At 55.2% G+C, this 22,716-nt stretch carries 20 protein-coding genes and 1 riboswitch; of the genes, 6 read left to right on the forward strand and 14 right to left on the reverse strand.

Annotation, left to right across the window (positions count from 1 at the left end; all coding sequences use genetic code 11):
- Positions 1 to 15: 15 nt before the first annotated feature.
- The 9 genes from B3M52_RS00340 to B3M52_RS00380 all read right to left on the reverse strand — a co-directional run bounded on the left by B3M52_RS00340 (position 16) and on the right by B3M52_RS00380 (position 10,187).
- On the reverse strand, positions 16 to 1,296 hold the full coding sequence (locus tag B3M52_RS00340) for a sensor histidine kinase (RefSeq protein ID WP_075195808.1): 1,281 nt from the start codon (positions 1,294 to 1,296) through the stop codon (positions 16 to 18).
- On the reverse strand, positions 1,293 to 2,027 hold the full coding sequence (locus B3M52_RS00345) for a response regulator transcription factor (RefSeq protein ID WP_036203478.1): 735 nt from the start codon (positions 2,025 to 2,027) through the stop codon (positions 1,293 to 1,295). The genes B3M52_RS00340 and B3M52_RS00345 overlap by 4 nt, the downstream gene beginning before the upstream one ends.
- Positions 2,017 to 3,465: an ArnT family glycosyltransferase gene (locus B3M52_RS00350; RefSeq protein ID WP_228301454.1), complete on the reverse strand. Its 1,449-nt coding sequence runs from the start codon at positions 3,463 to 3,465 to the stop codon at positions 2,017 to 2,019. Before B3M52_RS00350 ends, B3M52_RS00345 begins: the two co-directional genes overlap by 11 nt.
- 7 nt (positions 3,466 to 3,472) lie before the next feature.
- Positions 3,473 to 4,501: a glycosyltransferase family 2 protein gene (locus B3M52_RS00355; RefSeq protein WP_075195810.1), complete on the reverse strand. Its 1,029-nt coding sequence runs from the start codon at positions 4,499 to 4,501 to the stop codon at positions 3,473 to 3,475.
- Positions 4,488 to 4,889 carry a GtrA family protein gene (locus B3M52_RS00360; protein ID WP_041336067.1) on the reverse strand — a complete coding sequence of 134 codons (402 nt, stop codon included), beginning with the start codon at positions 4,887 to 4,889 and terminating at the stop codon, positions 4,488 to 4,490. Before B3M52_RS00360 ends, B3M52_RS00355 begins: the two co-directional genes overlap by 14 nt.
- Before the next feature lie 161 nt (positions 4,890 to 5,050).
- The gene (locus B3M52_RS00365) at positions 5,051 to 6,355 is read right to left on the reverse strand and encodes an O-antigen ligase family protein (protein WP_127402079.1); all 1,305 of its coding nucleotides are present in this window, start codon (positions 6,353 to 6,355) and stop codon (positions 5,051 to 5,053) included.
- Positions 6,356 to 6,458: 103 nt separating this feature from the next.
- Complete coding sequence (locus tag B3M52_RS00370; RefSeq protein ID WP_273065740.1) at positions 6,459 to 8,429, reverse strand: O-antigen ligase family protein; 1,971 nt, start codon at positions 8,427 to 8,429, stop codon at positions 6,459 to 6,461.
- An 85-nt stretch (positions 8,430 to 8,514) separates the two neighbouring features.
- On the reverse strand, positions 8,515 to 9,420 hold the full coding sequence (locus B3M52_RS00375; RefSeq protein WP_371915664.1) for a lysophospholipid acyltransferase family protein: 906 nt from the start codon (positions 9,418 to 9,420) through the stop codon (positions 8,515 to 8,517).
- Positions 9,421 to 9,518: 98 nt separating this feature from the next.
- The gene (locus B3M52_RS00380; RefSeq protein WP_036203490.1) at positions 9,519 to 10,187 is read right to left on the reverse strand and encodes a YrbL family protein; all 669 of its coding nucleotides are present in this window, start codon (positions 10,185 to 10,187) and stop codon (positions 9,519 to 9,521) included.
- Between the two features lie 60 nt (positions 10,188 to 10,247).
- Here B3M52_RS00380 and B3M52_RS00385 point away from each other — a divergent pair, with 60 nt between their 5' ends.
- A complete protein-coding gene (locus B3M52_RS00385; RefSeq protein WP_036203494.1) occupies positions 10,248 to 10,958 on the forward strand; it encodes an SGNH/GDSL hydrolase family protein in 711 nt (236 codons plus the stop codon).
- Here the strand turns inward: B3M52_RS00385 and B3M52_RS00390 are convergent.
- Genes B3M52_RS00390 through lpxL form a run of 4 tightly spaced genes read right to left on the reverse strand, consistent with a single transcriptional unit; the run spans position 10,882 to position 14,947 of the window.
- Positions 10,882 to 11,940, reverse strand: a complete 1,059-nt coding sequence (locus tag B3M52_RS00390; protein ID WP_041336132.1) for a glycosyltransferase — start codon at positions 11,938 to 11,940, stop codon at positions 10,882 to 10,884. The genes B3M52_RS00385 and B3M52_RS00390 overlap by 77 nt on opposite strands.
- A complete protein-coding gene (locus B3M52_RS00395) occupies positions 11,937 to 13,052 on the reverse strand; it encodes a glycosyltransferase family 4 protein (protein ID WP_075195813.1) in 1,116 nt (371 codons plus the stop codon). Before B3M52_RS00395 ends, B3M52_RS00390 begins: the two co-directional genes overlap by 4 nt.
- On the reverse strand, positions 13,049 to 13,996 hold the full coding sequence (locus B3M52_RS00400; RefSeq protein ID WP_036203502.1) for a mitochondrial fission ELM1 family protein: 948 nt from the start codon (positions 13,994 to 13,996) through the stop codon (positions 13,049 to 13,051). Before B3M52_RS00400 ends, B3M52_RS00395 begins: the two co-directional genes overlap by 4 nt.
- Positions 13,997 to 14,947, reverse strand: a complete 951-nt coding sequence (gene lpxL / locus B3M52_RS00405; RefSeq protein ID WP_075195814.1) for an LpxL/LpxP family Kdo(2)-lipid IV(A) lauroyl/palmitoleoyl acyltransferase — start codon at positions 14,945 to 14,947, stop codon at positions 13,997 to 13,999.
- A gap of 172 nt (positions 14,948 to 15,119) precedes the next feature.
- Between lpxL and waaA the strand changes: the two genes are divergently transcribed.
- A complete protein-coding gene (waaA, locus tag B3M52_RS00410) occupies positions 15,120 to 16,388 on the forward strand; it encodes a lipid IV(A) 3-deoxy-D-manno-octulosonic acid transferase (protein WP_041336137.1) in 1,269 nt (422 codons plus the stop codon).
- Between the two features lie 62 nt (positions 16,389 to 16,450).
- On the opposite strand, the gene B3M52_RS00415 is transcribed toward waaA, so the two are convergent.
- Complete coding sequence (locus B3M52_RS00415) at positions 16,451 to 17,854, reverse strand: TolC family outer membrane protein (RefSeq protein ID WP_036203512.1); 1,404 nt, start codon at positions 17,852 to 17,854, stop codon at positions 16,451 to 16,453.
- Between the two features lie 158 nt (positions 17,855 to 18,012).
- A riboswitch (TPP riboswitch) is annotated at positions 18,013 to 18,127 on the forward strand.
- A gap of 74 nt (positions 18,128 to 18,201) precedes the next feature.
- Between B3M52_RS00415 and thiC the strand changes: the two genes are divergently transcribed.
- The 4 genes from thiC to cpdA all read left to right on the forward strand — a co-directional run bounded on the left by thiC (position 18,202) and on the right by cpdA (position 22,596).
- Positions 18,202 to 20,079, forward strand: coding sequence for a phosphomethylpyrimidine synthase ThiC (thiC, locus tag B3M52_RS00420; RefSeq protein WP_041336140.1), 1,878 nt, complete (start codon positions 18,202 to 18,204; stop codon positions 20,077 to 20,079).
- Positions 20,080 to 20,489: 410 nt separating this feature from the next.
- Positions 20,490 to 21,107: an NUDIX domain-containing protein gene (locus tag B3M52_RS00425; RefSeq protein WP_036203517.1), complete on the forward strand. Its 618-nt coding sequence runs from the start codon at positions 20,490 to 20,492 to the stop codon at positions 21,105 to 21,107.
- Position 21,108: 1 nt separating this feature from the next.
- Positions 21,109 to 21,594 carry a DUF1249 domain-containing protein gene (locus tag B3M52_RS00430; RefSeq protein WP_036203520.1) on the forward strand — a complete coding sequence of 162 codons (486 nt, stop codon included), beginning with the start codon at positions 21,109 to 21,111 and terminating at the stop codon, positions 21,592 to 21,594.
- Between the two features lie 195 nt (positions 21,595 to 21,789).
- Positions 21,790 to 22,596 carry a 3',5'-cyclic-AMP phosphodiesterase gene (gene cpdA, locus B3M52_RS00435; protein WP_075195815.1) on the forward strand — a complete coding sequence of 269 codons (807 nt, stop codon included), beginning with the start codon at positions 21,790 to 21,792 and terminating at the stop codon, positions 22,594 to 22,596.
- The last annotated feature ends 120 nt before the right edge of the window (positions 22,597 to 22,716 follow it).

Consider the following 22,716-nt stretch of genomic DNA (forward strand, 5'->3'; position numbering starts at 1 on the left):
CGGCGTTGCAGGTACTCAGTGGGGCAGATCCTGCGTATCAATGACAATGACGGTGCCTTCGGAGTCTGTTTTTTCAACCTGGAGGCCCCAGTGAATGCGTTCGCAGGCCAGTTGCACAATCAATAGGCCAAAGCTGCTTTGATGGAGTTTTCTGGTCTCCGGCGCCACAACGGTTGATATTGCCTCCATTGCCGAGGTTGAAAGACCTTTGCCAAAGTCCTGAATGCGAATCCTGTGATCCGTTATAAAAATGTCGACGCTGCCGTTGGTGTGTCCGAGAGCATTCTGAACCAGATTGCGGATAATCATCCGTACCAGGGCGGGGTCTGAACGTAGGACAACGCGATCTTTCTGGGGGTGGAGTACTGTGCGGCCGTTAAATGCAGGGTTCAGATCCTTGAGGTCGACAAGCAGTTCACGGGTCGTTGCTACGATATCAATGTTGGTAGGGTTGTCCCTATCCTGTTCCCCGCGGGCAATTCTCAATAGCATTTCTGTGTCTTCCCGCATGGTGCGGGTAGATCTGCGAATTCGTCCCAGGGTTTTCTGATCGGCTTCCGAGAGCGTTTTGCGCTGCTCCAGTACATCTAAAGCGCCCATAATGACCGCCAGGGGGGTTCGAAATTCGTGGCTGGCAAGCTTTACAAAGGACTTTTCCCGCTCAACCACGGTCTCCATTGCCGAAAGGAAGCGATTAAAGGCATCGGCGATCTGGTCGAATTCGCGATCCCTGTAGTCGCGTGAGAGTCTTTGCATCGAAACCCCGGGCTCTGTTGACTGCACGTCGTGAGTCAGTGCCCGTAGCGGCTTTAGCAGATAAGATGAGGCAATACCTGAAACGAAAAGCCCCAAAAACATCAGCCCTGCAGCCAGAACGAGCAGCACGATCTGAATCACCGCTTCCCTGTTCTCCATAATCGTGATGTCCTCCGACACGTAGAGCCGTCCAGGAGGTTTGATGGTTGTTTCAACGTTCAGTATTTTCGTCCAGTCATCAAACTCGATTTCGTCTGAGTATCCGACGGGACGGTCATGAAGGTGCTGGGGCAAAAGTGATTCTGGTGCGCCACTTGGTAGAAAGTACGCTTCAATGCGACCGGTTTTCCAGCTCTGAAAGCTCGACTCCGTAATTTGCTCTTTGAAGTACTCGGCATCAAGTTTCAGTTCCAGGCCCCGAATAGTGTCTTCCACATCGTTTACAAAGAGCTCGACGGCGACCATCGAAACTGTTGTCGTTATGACAACAATGCCAAACAGTGTGGCGGACAGGCGGCGGGACAGTGAATGCTGCTTCATTGTGGCATGGCCTTTGGGTCAGGCAGTATTAAACGATAGCCGCGCCCATGAACGGTTTTTATCAGGCTATCGCCAAACGCCTTCTCCAGGGTCTTGCGTAATGCATAGATATGGGTACGCAGCGTGTTCCCTCCGGTTTCTGTATTTTCATCACCCCAGATTGATTCCGAAAGGACATCATGACTGAGAAAGCTGGGATAGGCGCGAATCAGTAGTTCAAAGAGCCTGGCGGGCGTACCGGTAAGTTCTGTCGATTTTCCCCGATAATGTACGCTGAGCGTGCCGGGATCAAACTGAAGCTCTCCGGCCTGAAGTCCCTTGAAAACCGGGGTGTAGCGCCGGTGAAGAGCGTCAATTCTGAGCTGTAGCTCTTTGAGTTCAAATGGTTTCACCAGGTAATCGTCAGCACCACAGTTAAACCCCTTCTCTTTATCTGCGAGTGAGCTCAACGCGGTCATAAGGATGACCGGTTTCTGGCATTGTAGATCTTGCCGGATACGGCGACAGATCTCGAAACCGTCTACCCCGGGAAGCATCAGGTCCAGAACAATGACATCGTATGTCTGAGTTGCCAGCAGGTGCAGTGCGGTCAACCCGTCGGCGGCATAGTCCAGGGTGTAGCGGTCGTCGCCGAGAAACTCGAACAGGTTTTCCGCCAGGTCTTTCTGGTCTTCCACAATCAGGATGCCAAGTCGTCGGCTGTCGATTGAACTAAAGGATCTATTGGTCATTCTTTGACAATTCCTGACGATGGATATTTGGATTAAACGACACTAATCGATATCGCCGGTTCAGTAATTCTGTGTTGGCCTCTCGAAGCCATGTGACCACTGATTCCTGGGAGATTTGCTTCGGAATGGCAACGAAATAGGTCGCATAGTGAGGATTGGCTTTCGTTGCTGACAGTTCCTCCGATGTTATTTCTTGTGCAGCTCCTCTGGAATAATACCTTGCAGAGAACGGCAGATCATTGAGGTACAAGAGTGGACTGCTGTCGTGATCGGCCAGCTTTTCGTACTCCAGAACCAGCTGCTTTTCGGTTTTCAGCGTATAGACGCCTTGCGTTCCCAGCAAGACAAATACGGTCATCAACACTGGAACGGCTCCTGCCAATGGATAATAAAACTTACTGAAGCGGGCCAAATCCAGCCTGGTGAGCCAGTAAGCGATCAGTATGGCAGTAAACGGCAAGGAGGGGAGTGCGTAGGTCCAGAGTGTGTTGCCAGCAGGGGTAAAGAATAACAGCGGGCCCATGGTCGCCAGAAAAACGAAAAGCAGTCTTGGGTCGCGCAGTGCGCGCATCGAATCCTTGCCCTTCCCTCGAAACCAGGACACCGCCAGACAGCTGATGGCGATAAGACCCCAGGGAAAACTGGCCCAGATCCAGAAAACCCAGATCATACCTTTGGGTTGCAGATGGGCAGTACCGTAAAGGTCCCCCGCCCATCCCGGGTCAAGAAACCGGCGAACATGTTCGCCAACAATAAAGTAGTCGATAAATCCAGGGGTTTTCCACTCGGCAAGCACATACCACGGCAGAACAACCAGAGCTGTGAAGGTACACCCCCAGAGCCAGGGGAGCCGGCCAAGCTTTGCGGGCGCTGTTCGGGTCATAACCAGCCAGGTGCCAATCGGAACGCCAATCAAAACCAAGGTGAGCGGGCCTTTAGCCAGCAGTCCAATGGCCACGCCTACGAAGAAAAGGAATCCCCAGGCAGTGGACTTCCCATTCAGGGTGAGACCAAGGCTGACGAGGGCAAGCGTGGTGCCAAGCGCCAGAAAGGCGTCGGTCATCACCGCTCCGGCACTGATGTAAGTCAGGGCCATGGAAGAGAAGACCAGAGCGGACCAACGAGCGACTGTTTTCCCCCAGAGCAGTAAAGCGAAGTGCCAGGTTAGATAGACGATACCGACGGTTGCGATCCAGGAGGGTAGCCTGATGACGAATTCGGAGAGCCCGAACAACTGGATTGACGCGGCCTGCGCCCAGAACGACAGTGGCGGTTTGCCCCAGAACGGTACGCCCGGTTCAAACCAGGGGGTGATCCAGTCACCGGTTTCTACCATCAGCCGGGCGATTTCAGCGTACCGTGGTTCTGTCGTGTCGGCGAATGGAAACAGGGCCATACCGATGAAGCGACTTGCTAAAATGGCGGACAGGACAAGCAACCAGGGGCTAATTCGAGCTAGCATGGCGATATGGCTCCGGATTCAGGGTGTTGGGTCGAGCTCCTGCCTGGACGCTCTCCATGACATCTTCTGTGAGGTAAATCGGGCGTTGCTTTGTCTCGACATAGGTTTTGCCGACATACTCGCCTACGATGCCAATACTAAGAAGCTGAATCCCTCCCAGAAACGTAATGATGGCCACCAGCGATGGATAGCCGTTGGTGACGTCACCCAGTAACGTAGCCTTGACGACGATCCAGAGCCCGAAAAGGGCACCCATTGATGCTGCAAGCAGGCCCACGCCAGTGGCCCAGCGCAGTGGTGATGTTGAAAACGAGGTCAGTCCTTCCAGCGCGAGCCCGATCAACCCGGGATAGTCCCACTTGGAAACTCCCGCAGCTCGTGGCGCCCGGTCATAAGGAAGTACCGTGGTGGGCATGCCTATCCACGCAAAAAGCCCCTTCATATAGCGATTGCGTTCGCCCAGAGACATCAGCGCATCGACTGCCCTGCGGCTCATCAGTCGAAAATCTCCGGTATCGACGGGGATATTTGTCCTGCTTGTTCGATTGAGCAGCCGGTAAAACAGATGAGCGCTCAGGCGCTTGGGCAGAGATTCCCCGTGCCTGGACCGCCTCTGCATCAATACAACATCGGAACCGGACTGCCACGCTTCGACCATGGTTGGAATAAGTTCTGGTGGGTCCTGAAGATCCGCATCAATCACCACGACAGCATCACCGGTCGCATGTTCCAGGCCGGCAGTGAGAGCCGCTTCTTTGCCAAAGTTACGGGTCAGTTTTACCAATCGAATACCACTGCGACGCGCCAGAAAACTGGAGATGTAGTTGGCGCTCCCGTCTTCGCTGCCGTCATCAACGAAAACCAGTTGGGTCGCTACCGTGAGGGAATCAAGAATAGGCAGCACCCGTTCCAGAAAAACGGGCAGCATTGCTCGTTCGTTGAAGACGGGTACGACGATGGAAAGAACTTGTTTACTGCTAATACGGGTAGGGAGAACACTATGTCTGCTCATGGAAGACCAACCTCTGGTAAACAACAAAGTTCAATAGCGCCCCGAATGTCGTTGTGACGATCTGGGCAGCGGTGACTGGCAGGGACAGGCCCTGATGGAAGAAAGAAAACAGAATGAAATTCGTTATCCAGGCAAGCAGACAGGACAACGCATAGCGTCCGACGGTCTTTGCATGGGTATCTGCATTCGGAAAGGCTAACTGACGTTGAAACAAATAATTGGCAACAGCGCCGCACAGGCTTCCAATAGCGGTTGCGTATAAAGGCGAGAGTCCAAGTAGTACAAGGCCAGCCATCGACGCCCAATGAATGGCGGTTGCGATGCCGCCTGCGGCTGCAAAGCCAAGCACCTGCTGGCGGATACCCGGGGATACCTGGGAGTTGACCATGTCTGATTCCAGTGCTGTTTCACAGGAAGCGCTCGCTGTAATGCGAGCACAGTTCAGGTTTAGGTCGGTATGGTAGTTGAAGGACTGTCAGAAAAGCTTTGTAGAAACATCAAGAAAATGTCAAAGGTGTTTAAGCAGGGGATCGTAGATTGATCCGAATTTTACGGAGGGCCTGTAAGGAGACGGTCATTTTTTTTGAATTGGAAGCTATAAATAATGCCGTAGAACACCGAAAAGACATATATGCCATTCCAGGAAAAGAAAAATGACTCAAAACAGTTCACGGTTATCCAGAATATGGCCGTCGTTGTTGCGAATATACGCCACGTATTGCCAGTGACGCCTTTGGGGCTCTTTGAAACCGTGATCACGGGGAAAAAGATCAGAAAATAAATGAACACAGTTCCGACTATTCCAAAGCTGACCAAGCTTTCGATGTGGGAGTTGTGAAGGTGGCTGAAACTGGATTTCATGGCGTCTGAAAAATTATCTGATTCGGAGATAACCAACTCTCTGGCATTCTCGCCGCTGCCGAGTAGAGGCCGCATTTTGAACCACTGCCAGGCTTCTATCCACAGGTTAATCCGTATTCCGACACTGCCACTGTTAGGAATAGATTCTATGTCCAACGTTGCCGCATTTTTTATGTTGTCAGTTTCAGCACCGATCCTTTTGGAGACGATTTGCGACGTTGACAGCGCCATCAGTACGAAAAACAATGCGATATAAGAAAGCACCACAGCTTTAGTTGAGATACGTGACTGTGGCAAAAGTTTCAGGGTTAAAGGGGCTGCGAGAAAACACAAGAGCAAGGAGAGCCAAACCTGACGCGACTGGGTGATCACGGTAATCAGTAGGAAAAACAGGAAGAAAGCGATGGCAAGCGATGACTTCAGTAGTTTCAGGTGCTTTGACGTTGTCGTTCTGGCAAGGAGCAAAAAAATGGATGCAATTAAGCCAAATCCTGAAAATAACGAGGTGTGCTGAGCATTAACTACATTAAAATCAATACGGGAACCGGAGATTCCGGCGTATATTTCCCCGAAAAAATCGCTCGAGTTGCTGATAAAGATTCCCAGCGCACTCAAGCAATAAGCGATCAGGATTCCAGCGATTATGTTGGTATTTCCTCTCGTCCAATAGGCGATAAACCAAAAGATGAAAAAGCTATAGAAGAAGAACGGGGACGGTTTTGGCATAGCCAGATCAGGGATGGCTACGATGCTGTTGATCCAGCTCAACAGGGGAATGGCAATGGAGATGAAAAACGCAATGTATATCGGGTCTTTTTTTATCTTCTTGAAATTATAGAAAATGGATAACAAGGTGCCAATAAAGGTGATCATAAAGAAGACGTCACCGATATCCCGGTAGAATCGTTTGAACAGAACGAAGCCGATGATAGTGGCCACCATCAGTTGGCTGAAGCGTTGACTAGCCACAATGCTTTCAAGTCTGGATGACAAGGTCTCACCTTTGATTATGAATGTACCCAACGGCTCGGTTCTCAACTGCGCTGACGGCGACGCCAAGTTCGATCAGTACTGCCTTTATTACTATGTGAAATAGCTATTCGACAGGGTGTTTGTTACGGCTCAATGTCCAGAGGCCGGCGTATTTATTAAATGTCACCTGTGCATAGGTGACCGCCGTTAGATACCCCACAGAGCCATCGAGAAAACCAAAACGGATAAAGTAGACCTGTATGAACGTCATGACCGCCCTTAGGGTAGGGTAGAGCATGGTGCGAGTTCTTTTGCCCCGACGGTGCTTTTCCCTGGATCCCAGCCACGCGTATTTTGCGCTCTTTTCCAGGGAGTGCCCAAAGTCACGATGGGTGTAATGGGTGAGTCGCCCTCGCAGTGTTTTTATGCTGCGGCCTTCGGGGATAAGAATTCGCTCATGGACTAAAGCATCCGAAAAGGATACGCCTTCACGTCGAAAAAGGCGTAGAGGGGCGCGTCCGCTGCGACCGAAGTCCAGTCTTTTGCCATAGATCGTAACGGCCCAGGGGAGCTTATAAGCGTCGGCATCCGGGGCGGCCAAACGATGATTTATTTCGCGGGCCAGTTCCTCGGTAATCCGCTCGTCGGCATCCAGAGATAACACCCAGTCACCTGTTGCTCTCTCAAGAGCCCTTTGTTTTTGTACTCCGAACCCAGGCCAGTCTGTGGTTTCAACAATGTCGGCGTATTGCCGTGCAATTTCTACAGTGCGATCAGAACTGCCACTGTCCAGCACAATTATTTCGTCGGAGACCTGCCGGGCCGACACCAGGCAGTCCGCAATGTGGTCCTCTTCATTCATGGTGATTACGGTTGTCGACACCCGACATCCGCGCTTGCGAACGTATGACGCCTTTAATTCATGGAATAGAGTGGTCGCCAGTACGGAAATGATCAATAGATAGAAGGTCAGAAACAGGCTTCGATTGAAAGTGGCTTCCGTTAGTCCAAAGAAAAAGTAGCCCACCGTGACCATGGTACCGGCCGCAGCAATGTGAGCTGTGGGGAAATGCTTGCTACGAACGTGCTGGCTGAAGATCGCCAAAGGAATAAAGATCAGAAATGCCCAGCTTAGGACGCCGGGAATGCCACTCGTCGCGGCATTGTTGATCAGGTCGTTGTGAGCATGACCAACGCAGCAATCCAGAAGCGCTGGCGATGCGCTACCGTTGTCAACGGCAGATCTGATGGTATGGCTAAACCCGCCAAGGCCTGCGCCCGTCCAGGGATTTTCGACAAACATTTCCCAGGCATGATTCCAAAGCTCCAGGCGCAGTTCGATTCCCGAATCGAGACTATGGTCATTCAGAGCGGCGTCGATTGATTGCAGCGTACGATCCGTTGAGAAAACGGCACTGAGGACCAGGATGGGAATAAGCAAGACAGCAGCCAGCCGGAGCTTTCGGCCAAGCAGTGGAATAACAATGAGAAGCAAAAATGGTAGAGCCAGGAGGTTGCTGCGGGTTTCAGATAGTAGGGACGTGAGCACGGCCGCGACGCTTCCCGCGATAAAGGCCATCGCCAGGAATCGGTTTCCGTTGCGCAGGAAAAACAACCCGCCTACCAGGGTGAGCATACCTCCCAGAAGTGCAATGTTACCGAAACTGATTGGGTTGATGCCGCCCCCGAACCGTGAACTCAAAGTGCCGGTGGGCGTTGCTGCACCTGGCTGCAGCGCATAAATCAATGCACCGATAACGGACAGGGAAATCAATCCGATGGCAGCGAATCCGGTGATCGCACGCAGGCGAGCATGGCTCAGAGCCATAACGAGCGGCCAGAACAATATAAAGCGGGCGTGTGTGCCGAGCGTTTTTCCGCCTTCATAGTCGAAGCCTTCAACAGCCCAGGAGTATGCGCTGACGGAGACGTAAAACCAGAAAGCGAAGTGGATTAAACGCAGCTCCCTTGGGGGTTCCCAGCCGGTTTTCTGGAGTGATTGGCGTGCTATAAGTATGATGCCGATAACTGAGAGCATCAGTGTTGCTGCCGAGAGCACGCTTGACGAGACGAGCGCGCCTCCCAGGCCGATCATCAACAGTAGTGCAACAAGAAGGCTGGTGCGCGAACTTATATTCATGCTATCCGTAGTCGACACGTTTCAGGCCTTTACCATCGATTCAGCATACACGATCGGGTTTATAGGGATTGATTTCCCCAGGAACACGATGGCGAAAGCGTTTGTATTCCCATTGATACTGTTCCGGGATTTCTCTGACCACATTCTCTATTGAGCGGTTCAGGGCTGTAGTGGCAATGAGGGGGTCTGTGTCGGCAATGCCTTCTTCACACTCGCGAATAACCAATCGAAATCCACGTCCGTCTTTCAGGCGTTCGGAATAGGTCATCAAAGGCTTGGCGCCGGACTTTTGCAGCAGCTTGGAAACCAGTGTCATGGTACGTACGTCCATGCCAAAAAAGGGCGCGTAGGCGTTTCCTTTTCCTCGTGGGCTCTGGTCTGGAAGAATGCCGGTTACCTCGCCTTCACGTAGAAGGGCAATAAGCCGTGCCAGGCCACGACGGTCGCCACGCACCAGTTCAGAGCCGAGCCGGCCGCGAACCCGGATCATATAGTCCTCAAATTCCTTGATATGTGGCGGACTGTACAGCGCCGCCATACGGTAGCGTGACGAAAAGTAAAGTCCTGTGAGTTCCCAGTTGCCCAGATGTGGGGCCAGCAGCAGTAAGCCACGGCCGTCCTTCTTCGCATTTTCCAGTAGTTCCTCGCCTTCGATTTCCCGAATCAGGCCAAGGCAGCGTTCGACCGGCCATTCCCACATCAGTGGAATTTCCATCATGGTCTGTCCGGTATGACGTAGACTGGAGCGAGCCATGTTCTGATGCTGATCGTTCGTAAGATCTGGAAAGGCAATGCCGAGATTGATCTCGGTGACACGCCGAGAATTCGTTCTGAACGTCCATGCGATAGTGCCCAGAAAGCGGCCGGCCAACTGGGCCGCACGTAGTGGCAGCTTGCCGGCAAGCCCAAGGATAGTGATCAAAAACGATGCTTTGGACATAGCCATAAATCGGAGGACAATCAACTGAAAAAAGAATGAACGGAAGCTACCACCATCCGGCTTGTGCGGCAAGGCTCGTTGGCCTTTGAGACTCGTCATTTGCCCTAAAGCTTTTGAGAGTCCTCCCAACTCTCGCTGCGATTACCGGTTTCCCAGCCAATCCTCAGGTAAAAGCGCCGGATACGACGGCCAATGTATCGCTCTCGCCAAGCGGGGAGAGTGGCCAGTTTGTCGGGGATGGCGGGGGCGCCGAGCCCGTCAACCAGGAACAGCTCCGGTTGTCCGCCCTTGTCGGCGATCACCAGGTTGTGGGGCAGCAGGTTCCGGGTGAGGATTCCGGTTTCGAGTAACCAGTTGCAGAAGCGGCCTGCGGCGTCCCGAATCGGTTGATCAAACCCTCGGTGTTTCAGGTAGTGTTCGAGCGTTTCGCCCGGTAGGCCGTGGTCATCGAAGAGGAGTTCACTCATGTTTGCCGGGCCGAACGAGGTGTCCACCGCGCCATGAAATTGCGGCAGGTGTGCCCAGACCAGTTCGTCGTGGCCATCGTTGATCAGTGCCCGGATGGCTTGCTGTTGATGCGCCCGGAGTTCCTGGCGGTTGTCATCAATCCTCGCTCTGCCGAGCATTTTCTTTGGCCAGGCCTGGCGCTGGAACCGAACTTCGATGTTTTCAGGCCGCAGTACTTTGAGACACAATGCCGGATCATCCGGATGCCGGTAGCAGTGTCGGTTGTAGCCAGAGGCGAATGGCTCAATGCCTGACAGGTCAATCATGGATCGTATCCGAATCTCGTTTTATTGCCTTGTGCAACGGAAGCCTCGGGAAGCCACGTTATGAACGGTTGTATTGCCTACGGTGATTGTAATACCGAGGGCCTGAAAGACTATCATGAACCGGTCTGGCCGCAGATCGTTGCGAAGCAATTGGGTCTTTCGCTCACCAATTGTGGTCATACCATGAGCACAACCCGTGAGCTGCTTCAGTATGCTGAGGCCTTCCCGCCCAGGAACTATCAATTGGCGTTTATTCAGTACGGGCTTGTTGATTCCTGGCTCACCTTTCGTGGTGCGCCCTATGTGCTTTATTACCCGGACAGCCCCCGCAGGAAGCTTGCCCGAAAGCTCGTCAAAAAGCTGAAGAAATGGGCCCGGCGTCTCCACCTGCAGGATCGTTGGGGCGCGGTGGAGCAGGTGCCGCTGGATGAGTATCTGGGCAATATTGAGCGTGTGTTGCGCTCGGCCCCCGACACCCTGTTCGCGTTGGTGTCCACGCCGCCGAACCTCGACGAGCCCCGGAACCCGCGCATTGAGCGCTACAATGAGGGCCTGCGAGAGTTAGCCATACGAGAGCCAAATGCATTTTTTGCCGATGCCTACCACCCATTATGGCAGCAGAAAGCCCGGTCACTGATGGCAGACGGAACCCACCTTACCGAAACAGGGCATCGACTCCTGGCGGATACGGTGATCAGCGCGCTGTCGACATACTGGCCAACAGGTCCCGATAAAAAGCCTCAGTCTTCGATACCATCGCCTCAAGGCTGAGTTGCTCCCGGGCCCACAGGAAACTGCCGTTTTGGGAATCTCTCATAACCATCGGGCTGCGGAGATTGGTGCGAACCAGTGTGGCGATATCCTCAACGCGGTCAGACGCGGCAATACTCTGTTCTGGCAGAAATTCCCCCACTCCGCTGACTGGCGTTGACAGTACCGGGCAACCCGCCATCAGCGCTTCCACCATGATATAAGGAAAACCTTCGCGGCTGGAGCTGATGATGCAGGCGGTGGCGGCCTGGAGCCAGGGCTTCATATGGAGCTCATGGCCTGGAAGCAGTACGTGGTCTGAGACGTCCAGCTCCTGAATCAGGGTACCTAGTTGAGCACGCTGGCTACCATCACCCAGGATAACCAGACTGCCACCGCAGTCGGCCCTGGCCCAGGCGCGAATCAGCCGGTCGAACTGTTTGACTGGTTCCAGACGGCCTGCGGCTAACAGGAGAGGGCGATCTGCAGGAATTTCGAAGGTCGGGGCCTCCGTCTTTTCTTCGCCGGAGGTGTCCACAGGCGGTAAGCCATTGTGGATCAGCCGAGCATTGGCGTGGGCAATGGTGTCGGTAATATCACGGCTGACACCAATCACGCCATCCAGCCGCTCAAACCCCTTATGGGAGCGCTTGGTGCCATGAAGCGTGCCCACTGTTGCACTGTTCAGATGACGGGCTGAACTGATCAGGTTTGCGGCCTTGTTACCCTGGGCATGAACGATGTCCGGGTGGATGGAGCGAAGCAGTCGCCGCAGGCGGTAGTGCAGCCATGGGTTGCGTCGGCCGAGCTGAACGGGCAGTGGATGGAAACAAACCGGCGAGGCGAAGCGTTCGCTGTAGTGGCTGTGTGCCAGAACGTGAACGGTGTGGCCTCTTGTCGAGAGGGCGTTCGCGAGGTCGGCTGTGTGCGTTTCCATACCGCCCCAGCCCGTGCCGGGCGTGGCGATAATCAGCGCGATTGTCAGCGGGCCTTGCGCATTCATTGGTGCGCAGGCCTCCGCGCAAGAAGGTTCTCATAGACCTTCAGCGTGGTTTCGGTCTGTGCTTCCAGTTGGAATCGCCACGGTATCTCTATCTCAGGTCGGGGATTGTCGAGGAGGGCGAGCGCGGTCTGGGCAAACGCTTCTATATTGTCTGGCGGTACCAGTCCGTCGGAGAAACAGGCGCGCAGTGTTTCGGCTGCGCCACCTCGGTCAAAGGCGGCCACCGGTGTGCCGGAGGCCAGGGCTTCGGTAACGGTGCGGCCGAAAGGTTCTGGTTTCGTGGACATGTGGCAGACCACGTCCGCCAGAAGGTAGAGGGTGGTCATATCGTTGCGCTGGCCGAGGAAACTAACCTTGTCGGTCAGGTTCAGGCGGGCACGTTCCTTTTCCAGCTCCTCCAGAAACTGCTCCTTGCCAGGTTCAGCGCCGCCGACAATGATGCCGTGGCAGTCCGGTCGTTTTTGCACCAGCTGCGCCATCATGGCCAGAAAGTCCAGTTGGCCTTTCCAGCGGGAAATGCGCCCGGGCATCATGATGATCTTTTTCTGGGCCAATTGTGGGTACTGTCGGAACCAGCGGTCCAGCCATTGTGGGCTGAGCTCCCGTTGTCGAAAAGCACTCACGTCCACGCCCCGTTGGATGACGGTCAGTTTTTCTTCCGGCACCGGGTATTTGTTCAGCACATAATCCCGAACACAACCGGACACGGCGATGATGTGATCAGCCCGGGTCATGATGGCGCTGTAGGGGGTCACGGAATACATGCCGTGAAAGGTTGAGACAACGGCCGGGCGCTGGTTGGCTGGAATGGTCTTCAGAGCCAGGAAGATGATCCAGGCGGGCATACGGGAGCGCACGTGCACGATGTCCGGTTTCAGCTCCAGCAGCAGCTTGCGCATGGGGAGGATTTGCCCGAACGACGCCGGGTTCTTCCGGTGTATTGGCATGAAAATGTGTTCCGAGCCTTGCCCACGAAGCTGCTCCGCCATGGGCCCGCCTTTCGAAACCACATAGGACTCGTGCCCACGTTTCACCAGGTCGGCGGCGAACTCCACGGTGCCTCGTTCCACCCCGCCACTGTATAGCGCGGGTAACGCCTGCAGAATCCTCAACGTTTGCCTCCCCTTAAAAAGTGTTCAATCAGCCACCTTGCGGCCCTATCAGCCTCCCAAAGCTCCTGCGATCCGCGCAATTTTCCAGCCATAACCGAGGCATGGTCACTCCAGTGCGCGACGTACCCTTTCTCTACCAGGCTGGCCATGCCCCGGGCGACCCGGCTGTTATTCTTGGGCGCGAGCTCAAACAGACCCGTAGGCACGCCGGAGGTGGCAGCTTCGCAGGCCATGGAGGCGCTGTCTGGTGTGACCCACACCGCGCGGGAGGCGGCGAGTTGATGGGGAAGCCAGCTGGCGTGCGTTCGCCTGGGATCCACGACCGTGACCTTCGGGCCTGCCAGGTCGTTCAGTCGCATCAACAGGTTTTCGGGCGTACGGCGAGAGCCGCTGATCGTCCAGCGCCATTCCGGGTAGCGACCCATTAGCTGGGATAACTGTCCGAGAATAACGTCGTCATCCCAGTCGAAATGGGGGGAGGGGCCGCCTACGAGAACAAGGCCTTCGGGTTTGTCGGTAATTCTGGCCAGGGGCGTGATTGCATTTATGACACCTTCGGTGGCAAGGACATGTCTGGCTGGGGGGACCTTATCGTGTTCTGGAATGATGGCCGCATCGACCCAGTTGAGAGGGAAGCCCGGTTTCATTAAAACCACGGTTTTTACCTTTCGGAGCCGCCGCAGGGATAGCAACAGGCGGTGGGTACCGCTGCCGGCTGCGATAATCAGGTTTGGTCTTCCCAGGGCTTTATCCATGGCCGGCGCAACGCCAAGCAGCGCCCGCCACAAGGGCGGGGGCGCTTCGGTCGCATCGATTTCACTCACGCTGGCGCCAGCCAGCACCCGAAGGCGGTTGCCCAACCCTTTCAGCTGGTTGTGATGGCCAGGCTTATTATCGGTCAGTAGCCAGACAACCGGGGCGGGGGAGCCGGTGTGGGAGCGCATTCAGTTTGCGTCCTTGCTGTACAGGTTCGGATCTTCCCTGGAAGGACGGGTCTTGAAGCGGCGATGCATCCAGAGGTACTGGTCCGGGTGTTTTCGGATTTCGTTTTCGATGGTCTTGTTCACCAATGTGGCGTCCGCCATGTCATCTCCGGAAGGAAAGTTCTCCAGTGGAGGATGGAAGTAGATATCGTACCCTGGAGCGTGTTCCCGTCGGAAATGGCTGAAGGGCACCACGGCACAGCCGCTACGGTCGGCTATGCGCGAGGTGGCGGTGATGGACCCCGCAGGTACTCCGAAAAATGGGGCAAAAACGATGCCTTTGCGGCCGTAGTCCTGATCCGTGGCGTACCAGACGATACGGTTGTTTTTGAGCTGTTTGAGCAGGCCGCGCAGGTTCCGGCTGTCCAGTGCCACCCCATAACGACGCTCCCTTGCGCGGGTCATCACCGCGTTCATCAATGGGTTGTTATGGTCGCGCTGCATCACGTCGGCCTCAATGTATTCGGTGACCAGGGCGCCCCCCAAATCAAGGGTGCTGTAGTGACCGCCCAGCAACAGGATGCCCTTGCCTCTGGCAAGGGCAGCGTCGACATGTTCAAGGCCGTGGACTTCTGTAATGGGCATGAAGCTGGTGGGACTGCGGAACCAGGCCAGCCCAATCTCCATGACACCGATGCCGTTGGCGCGGAAAGACGCCTTCACCAGTGCCTGCTTTTCCGTTTCGGATAACTCTGGAAAGCACAGGCGAATATTCACATCGGTGATTTGCTTGCGACGGCCGGCAAAGCGATAGGCTATGTCACCAACCCGTTTGCCCAGCCACCATTGTAACTTCAGTGGCAATTGGGCACCCAGCCACATGGCGGCGACCCCGATCCAGGTTGGCCACCAGCGCGGATGAAGGTAGCTGGTATAGCGGGTGTCGCGAGTTCTCTGTTTAGCGGTCTTCACTCGTGTCAGTCCCTGATGATTTTTAACGGCAAGAACCGGAGTTTAGCAGGGCCATTATCTCCGGCTAAAGCCGCAATATCCGCAAGTTGCGGAAAATCATGAATTCCAGGTCGCAGACGCCGGCCACCGCTTTATGTAGAATGACCGCCGCATCGACCCGGCCGGAGTTACCATGCTTCATTTTTTCTACTCCCTTTTTTTCCGCATCGCGCTGCCGTTTGTGTTGCTGCGGTTGTGGTGGATCGGGCGTACCAATCCTGAAGCGTTCGTGCGCTGGCAGGAGCGCCTGGGGTACGTGGAGGCCTTCGATGAGCCGGTCATATGGGTTCATGCCGTATCGGTGGGTGAAACCATTGCCGCAGCCCCCCTGGTGAAAGCCTTGCTGAGGCGTAATCCTGATATCCCCATATTGATGACCGCGATGACACCGACCGGCTCGGCCCGAGCCAGGGCTTTGTTCGGTGACCGGGTCCACTATGCTTTCTCACCTTATGACACACCCGGTGCGGTGCGCCGTTTTGTTGGCCGCGTAAGGCCCCGGGCGCTTGTGATTATGGAAACTGAGCTTTGGCCCAATATGATTGCTCTTAGCCGCCAACGCGAGGTGCCCATTTTTCTCATTAATGCGCGCCTTTCCAGCCGTTCCGCGCGGGGATATGAGCGGGTGGCGTCACTGGTTCGCCCGCTGCTCCGCAGTATTAGCTGGATAGCCGCGCAAGCAGAGGAAGACGCTGGCCGGTTCCTGCGTATTGGGGCCACGCCGGAGTCGGTGTCGGTGACCGGCAGTATCAAGTTTGATGTTGAGGTCTCGGACGAAGTGCGCGCCGAATCTTCGGGGCTGAGGGCGGCGCTGGGCGCTGACCGTCCGGTTTGGATCGCAGCCAGTACCCACGACGGTGAGGATCGCCAGATATTGGAAGCTCACCAACAAATCCTCGAGCATTTCCCGAACGCATTGCTGATGATTGTGCCGCGGCATCCAGAGCGTTTTGATGATGTGGCCAGGCTCATTGACGCCATGGGGCTCTCTCTTGTCCGTCGGTCCCAGTCAGGAAGTGACGGGGGCGGAAAGGTGGGGAGCGAGGTGTATCTTGGTGACACTATGGGTGAATTGTTAATGCTGTACGGCGCCTCCGATGTGGCCTTTGTGGGCGGTTCGCTGATTGAGCGCGGCGGCCACAACCCGCTGGAGCCAGCCGCTTGGGGAATACCTGTTGTTTCCGGGCCGCACATATTCAATTTCGAAACCATTTACGACCGCCTTGATTCAGGGCAGGGGCTGTTTATTACGGATTCGGCGGAGTCTCTTGCCCAGTGCGTCGTTCATCTCTTTTCGGATAAATCTTCTGCTCAAAAGGCGGGGCACAACGCGCTGGCGGTTGTGAATGCCAACCGTGGTGCGCTCGAAAAAGTGGTCGATGGGATTGTTAAGCGGGTCTAAGGTGTGATGCCGGCGTTTTGTTATTGGCCGGGGCATGGTGCCCCGGCCTGGTTTGCATCAGTTTACTGAGAGGGGTTGTCGATGGTTTCCTGTTCGTTAGCCATGGCTTCAATCCCCGGCGCTGATGCGCTCAGCCAATTGTTCAGGTCAACCAGATCCTGAGGGCTTAGGGTGCCAGCTGCCTGTTTCAGGTTCAGGGTGTTAATCACGTAGTCGTAACGGGCATTGGCGAAGTCACGCAGTGCCACGTAATAGTTCCGTTCCGCATCCAGCACTTCCACGATGTTCCGTGTACCCACTTCGTAACCGGCACGGGTGGCATCCAATGCACTGCGGCGGGAAATGATGGTCTGTTCAAGTGCATTGGCGGCCTCAATGTTGTTGTCAATGGTCAGGAACAGGCTGCGCGTGTTTACACGTACATCGCGGCGCGCTGTATTCAGGTCATGTTCGGCAGCCGTCACCAGCGAGCGCTGTTGACGCACGCTAGCCTTCGTTCCTCCTCCTGTATATAGAGGAATATTGAGGGACAGGCCAATGACGCCCTCAGTGCCTTCTTGCGTTGTTGATAAGGCGTTGTCGAGACGAGTTTCACGATAGGAGGCGGTAAGCTCAAGCGTTGGCAAATGGCCTGACTTGGCCGCTTTCAGGTCGGACTGACTTGCGTTAAGCTGGAAAAGGGTCGTTTGAAGAGACCAGTTGTTTTTGAGGGCTCTTGACTCCCAGGATGCTGGGTTTGCCGGTTCAGGGCGCCTAAGAGGGAAGTTCTGCCGAAGGTTTTCCAGAGCGGTAGGGTAATCGCCGGTTAGTCGCGCCAGTTGTTCTTTTGCAATGTTCAGTTGATTTTCAGCAGCGATGCGTTGGCTTCTGGCATCGTCATAGCTGGCCCGCGCTTCGTATACTTCGGTTATGGCGATAAGGCCCACTTCAAAGCGTTCCTGGGCCTGATCATATTGGCGCTGAATGGCAGCTTCAGTTGCTCTCGCGGTGGTAACTGTATCCTGAGCCCGCAAAACATTGAAATAGGCGGTTGCTGCATCGAGAATCAGTTGTTGTTGGGACAGGTTGTATTGGGCTTCAGCAGCCTTTGTTTGGAATTGGCTGGCTTCGTATGTAAACCAGTCGCTGGCCTGGAATATAGGTTGGCTCAACTCAACGCCGTAACGATAAGCCTTGTAGCTGTCACCCGAAAAAAACTGTCGCGCCAACTCATCGTTCCCTGAGCCGCTGAATGCGTTATGGGGCTCAAAATCTGTGTGGTTTACTGACCCTGTTGCCGTGATTTGCGGCAGCAGGGAGCTTTTACTGACGTCAACGGCAGCTTGCTGCGCCTGGAACTGAGCCTGAGCCGATGCAATGCCGGAATCATAGGAGAGTGCTTTCTCGTACGTCTCAACCAGATCCATGGATAGTGCAGGCTGGGCTGCGAGCAGTCCAATCAGCCCGGAAAGCAGTCGTTTCTTCATGATGTCTCCTGTTAGTGAATCACCCGGCGTGTTGGAATACCTGGCCACATATGTTCAGATAACCATTGAGCGTTTCAGGCTCGCCATTATGGACAATAATCGGCCTGAGCTCTACACTTGCAGTCGGCACTGATTGTAAGTGTCAATTACATTGATTTCGCGTCTTGACGGGGTGCTGGCGTCAGAACATCTGACCGCCGGCTGAGATTGCCATGCAGAACCCGCAACCTGATCCGGATAATACCGGCGTAGGGATTTGAGACAATATGCTGCAACGACACAGAACCGTTCTGTGATCACTGCCCGTCATGCGCGACCCGTATACCTAATCAACCCGGGGACGCACTATGACAACAATACCTTCCTATCTTAGCGATTCAGCAAAAGTCGATTCTGCAGCCATCAAGCCGCTGCCCCAGTCCCGAAAAATCTACGTACAGGGTAGCCGACCTGATATTCGGGTGCCCATGAGGGAAATTACTGTGGGCGACACGCCGACCGACATGGGTGGCGAGAAAAATGCGCCCGTCGCCGTTTATGACACCTCCGGTCCGTACAGCGACCCTGAAGCCACTATTGATCTGCGTAAGGGACTCAAGCCCATCCGTTCCGCCTGGATTGAGGAGCGCGGAGATGTAGAGCAGCTATCCGATTACACCTCTGAATTCACGCGTCGCCGGATGAAAGACCCTCTGCTGGACCCACTCCGTTTTATGGATGAGCGCAAGCCGCTGAGGGCCAAGCCCGGCAAGAACGTCAGCCAGATGCATTATGCCCGCCAGGGGATCATCACTCCTGAGATGGAATTTGTGGCCATCCGCGAGAACATGAAGCTGCAGGAAGCGCGAGAGCAGGGTCTACTGAAGGATCAGCACCCGGGCCAGTCCTTCGGCGCGTCCCTGCCGCAAGAAATTACGCCGGAATTTGTCAGGGACGAAGTTGCCCGCGGCCGGGCGATTATTCCCAACAATATCAATCACCCGGAAACCGAACCGATGATCATCGGTCGCAACTTCCTGGTAAAAATCAACGGCAACATCGGCAACTCGGCGGTCAGTTCTTCCATCGAGGAAGAGGTCGAGAAGCTCACCTGGGGCACTCGCTGGGGTTCCGACACCATCATGGATCTGTCTACCGGCAAGAATATCCATGAAACCCGTGAATGGATTATCCGCAACTCGCCGGTTCCCATCGGCACCGTGCCCATCTATCAGGCATTGGAAAAAGTCGGCGGCGCTGCCGAAGACCTGACCTGGGAGATTTTCCGTGACACGCTGATTGAACAAGCAGAGCAGGGCGTCGACTACTTCACCATCCACGCTGGCGTGCGCCTGCATCATGTGCCTATGACGGCCAAGCGTACCACCGGCATTGTGTCCCGTGGCGGCTCCATCATGGCCAAGTGGTGTTTGGCCCACCACAAGGAAAGCTTCCTGTACGAGCACTTCGAAGACATCTGCGAAATTATGAAAGCCTACGACGTGGCCTTCAGTCTCGGCGACGGCCTGCGTCCCGGCTCCATTGCCGATGCCAACGACGAAGCCCAGTTCGGCGAGCTCGAAACCCTGGGTGAGCTCACCAAGATTGCCTGGAAGCACGATGTTCAGGTAATGATCGAAGGGCCGGGCCATGTGCCCATGCAGCTGATCAAGGAAAACATGGACAAGCAGCTGGAATGCTGTGATGAGGCACCGTTTTACACACTCGGGCCACTGACCACGGACATTGCCCCTGGCTACGACCACATTACGTCCGGTATCGGCGCGGCAATGATCGGCTGGTACGGCTGCGCCATGCTTTGCTACGTTACCCCGAAGGAGCATCTGGGCCTGCCCAACAAGGACGATGTAAAGACCGGCATCATTACCTACAAAATCGCAGCTCATGCCGCTGATCTGGCAAAAGGCCACCCCGGTGCCCAGATCCGCGACAACGCGCTGTCCAAAGCCCGCTTCGAGTTCCGCTGGGAAGATCAGTTCAACCTCGGCCTCGACCCGGACACCGCTCGTGCCTTCCACGATGAAACCCTGCCGAAGGACTCCGCCAAGGTGGCCCATTTCTGCTCCATGTGCGGCCCGAAGTTCTGTTCCATGCAGATTTCCCAGGAAGTTCGGGAGTATGCCAAGGAGAATGGCCTAGACGAGGTGTCTGCGGTGGATGCCGGCATGAAGGAGAAATCCCGGGAGTTTGTGGAGGCTGGGTCCAAGCTTTATGACAAGGTTTGACCTTTTGTAAGACTGCTTGGTTCGGAGTGTGAGCCAGGGTGGTGGCCCCGTTCAGAAAACGACTCGAGACGTCCCTGTGCGTCTCGGGCTCCGCCATCCCTGGCTCCGCACGTTTCTGAACGGGGCCACCACCCTGGCTCAATCTGGTATTGGCAGTCATCGCCTCGTTGGTCGCTTTTTGAGGATTGCACAAATGCTCGAAGCAGTTATTGGGAACCCCTTTTCCAAAACTGTGCGGAGCCATGGATGGCGGAGCTCAAGCGCCCCAGGGACGGGCTTGAGCGTGTTTTGGAAAAGGGGTTCCCAATTGCTGCCTCCCCGTGATTTAAGGCTGGGGCCCGAGCTTGCAGTAGCCCCGTAAATCCGGCTATCGTTCAGAATCGTTCTCACAAACGGATCTGAAACCAGTAATGACCGAACCGTTCCAGTTTAAAGACCGTGACGTAAAAATCGAAAAACGCGAAACCGTGTTCCATGGCTTCTTCCGCATGGACAAGCTCTGGCTGACGCACCCGCGCTTTGACGGCGGGCAAATGCCAACATTCACCCGCGAACTCTTCATCCGCGGCGACGCCACCTGCGTATTACCTTACGATCCCGATCGTGACGAAGTTGTTCTTCTCGAACAATTCCGCCTCGGCGCTTTAGGTCGGAAGCAGTCTCCCTGGTTACTGGAACTCGTGGCTGGCATGAACGAGGAGGGTGAGTCGCCCGAAGATGTTGCCCAGCGAGAAGGCCAGGAAGAAGCCGGCCTGACGTTTAAACCGCTGGACAAAATCTGCGACTATCTTGTGTCTCCCGGCGGGAGCACAGAGCTGATCCACCTATACTGCGGTCGCATCAGCACCAAATCCGCCGGCGGTTTGTTTGGCATGGAGCATGAACACGAAGATATCCGTGCTCATGTATTCAGCGCCGACGAAGCCATCGCAATGATTTATGATGGACGTATCAATAACGCTGCCGCGATCATCGCGCTGCAGTGGTTGCAGTTGAATCGCCCGCGTTTGCGGGAAGGTTGGAGCTGATATGACAGAGTGGGTAATGAAACCCCGGCGTTATGTACCGGATCTAAGACGTTTCGGCGCGCTGTGTGATGGCAATTACATGCGGCTTCACCGCCTGCGGAGGCTTGAAGCCAAGGGCCGCCCCATTTGTGAATTCGAGCTTCATCGTGAGGACCAGTACCTGGGCCGTGTTCGCATCGAAGTGCTGCAAACCACAAAGTTTACGGAAACCCTGCTGCTTGAACAGGTGCACAACTCCGGGCGCTGGCTGAATAATCCCCAGTTGACGGTTCGGGTCTATCACGATGCAACCATGGCCGAGGTTATCAGTTGTTACCGCGATCGACAGATTGCGCCGGTGAACGACTACCCGAACCGTTTCATGCACCACCCTGACGAAAAAGTTCAGGTCAACAGTTTCCTGGCCGACTGGCTGGATTACTGCCTGCGTTTCGGGCACTTGCCGATGGAACATGCCGCCTGGTCCGCCGGAGAGGGCGTGGACTAAGGTTGTATGTCTGCTCTGCATCCAATGGCATAGAGTGCTCGTAGACTGTGCGAGAGTTGTCAAAACCGGCAATTGCCTGGGAAAGCCTGAGCAGAATGTGATGAATATTCTGGATGCAGGCGGAAAAACTCAATAACCTGCCAGTAGGTCTGCTTCACCGGTGTGTGTTGCGCAAACGCAAGAACCACGAGTGCCATGACAGAGAACGACAACCAGCGTGCCCTCCGGGTGCTACAACTGACTGACCCGCACCTGATGGCCGATCCGGCGGGTGGGCTGCTGGGTGTCAATACGAGGGACAGCCTGGATGCCGTGATTGCTCAGGTTTTCCGGGACCATGGCCAGCCGGACCTTATCCTCGCCACGGGTGATATTGCCCAGGATGCAAGCGAAGAAGCCTACCGCCTGTTTGGCGACAAGTTGGAGGTCTTTCAGTGTGACACGGCCTGGATGGCCGGCAATCATGACGATTCGCCACTGCTATCCCGTATCGCCGCCGAGCGAGGAGCCAATCAGCGCCATATTATCCAGGGTGGGTGGCAGTTTGTGCTGCTGGATACCTCGGTTCCCGGGAAGGTGTTCGGTGAGCTTTCGGAGCCTGAGCTGGCGTTCCTGGAGAAGACCCTGAGTGAGAATTCCGACCTGCCAGCACTGGTCGCTCTTCACCACCATCCGGTTGAAATCGATACCCGCTGGATGTCACCGATCGGGCTTCGCAATCGTGACGCGTTCTGGCAGGTGATCGATCGTTTCCCGCAGGTAAAAATCGTCCTCTGGGGCCATATTCATCAGGAACTGGATCAAACCCGCAAGAGTGCGCGCCTGCTGGCGACGCCGTCGACCTGCATACAGTTTACAGCCGGCTCCGTGGAGTTTTCGGTGGAGGATAAGGCGCCGGGCTATCGGTGGTTCGAATTGTTGCCGTCGGGTGAGTTTTCTACCGAAGTCAGCCGGGCGACGGATTTTGTGTTCGAGCTGGATAGCAACAGCACCGGATATTAGCGGGTTGCTGATCGGTAGGCGGCCTGTTAATGGCCACCTTATTGCGTATATAATTCAGGCTTCGCTCAGGACGAGCAAGAGACATTCACTTCTTCAGGGATCGAAGACATGCCCCAGGCA

The sequence above is a fragment of the Marinobacter sp. UBA2688 genome (assembly GCF_002352785.1).
GTDB lineage: Bacteria > Pseudomonadota > Gammaproteobacteria > Pseudomonadales > Oleiphilaceae > Marinobacter > Marinobacter salarius.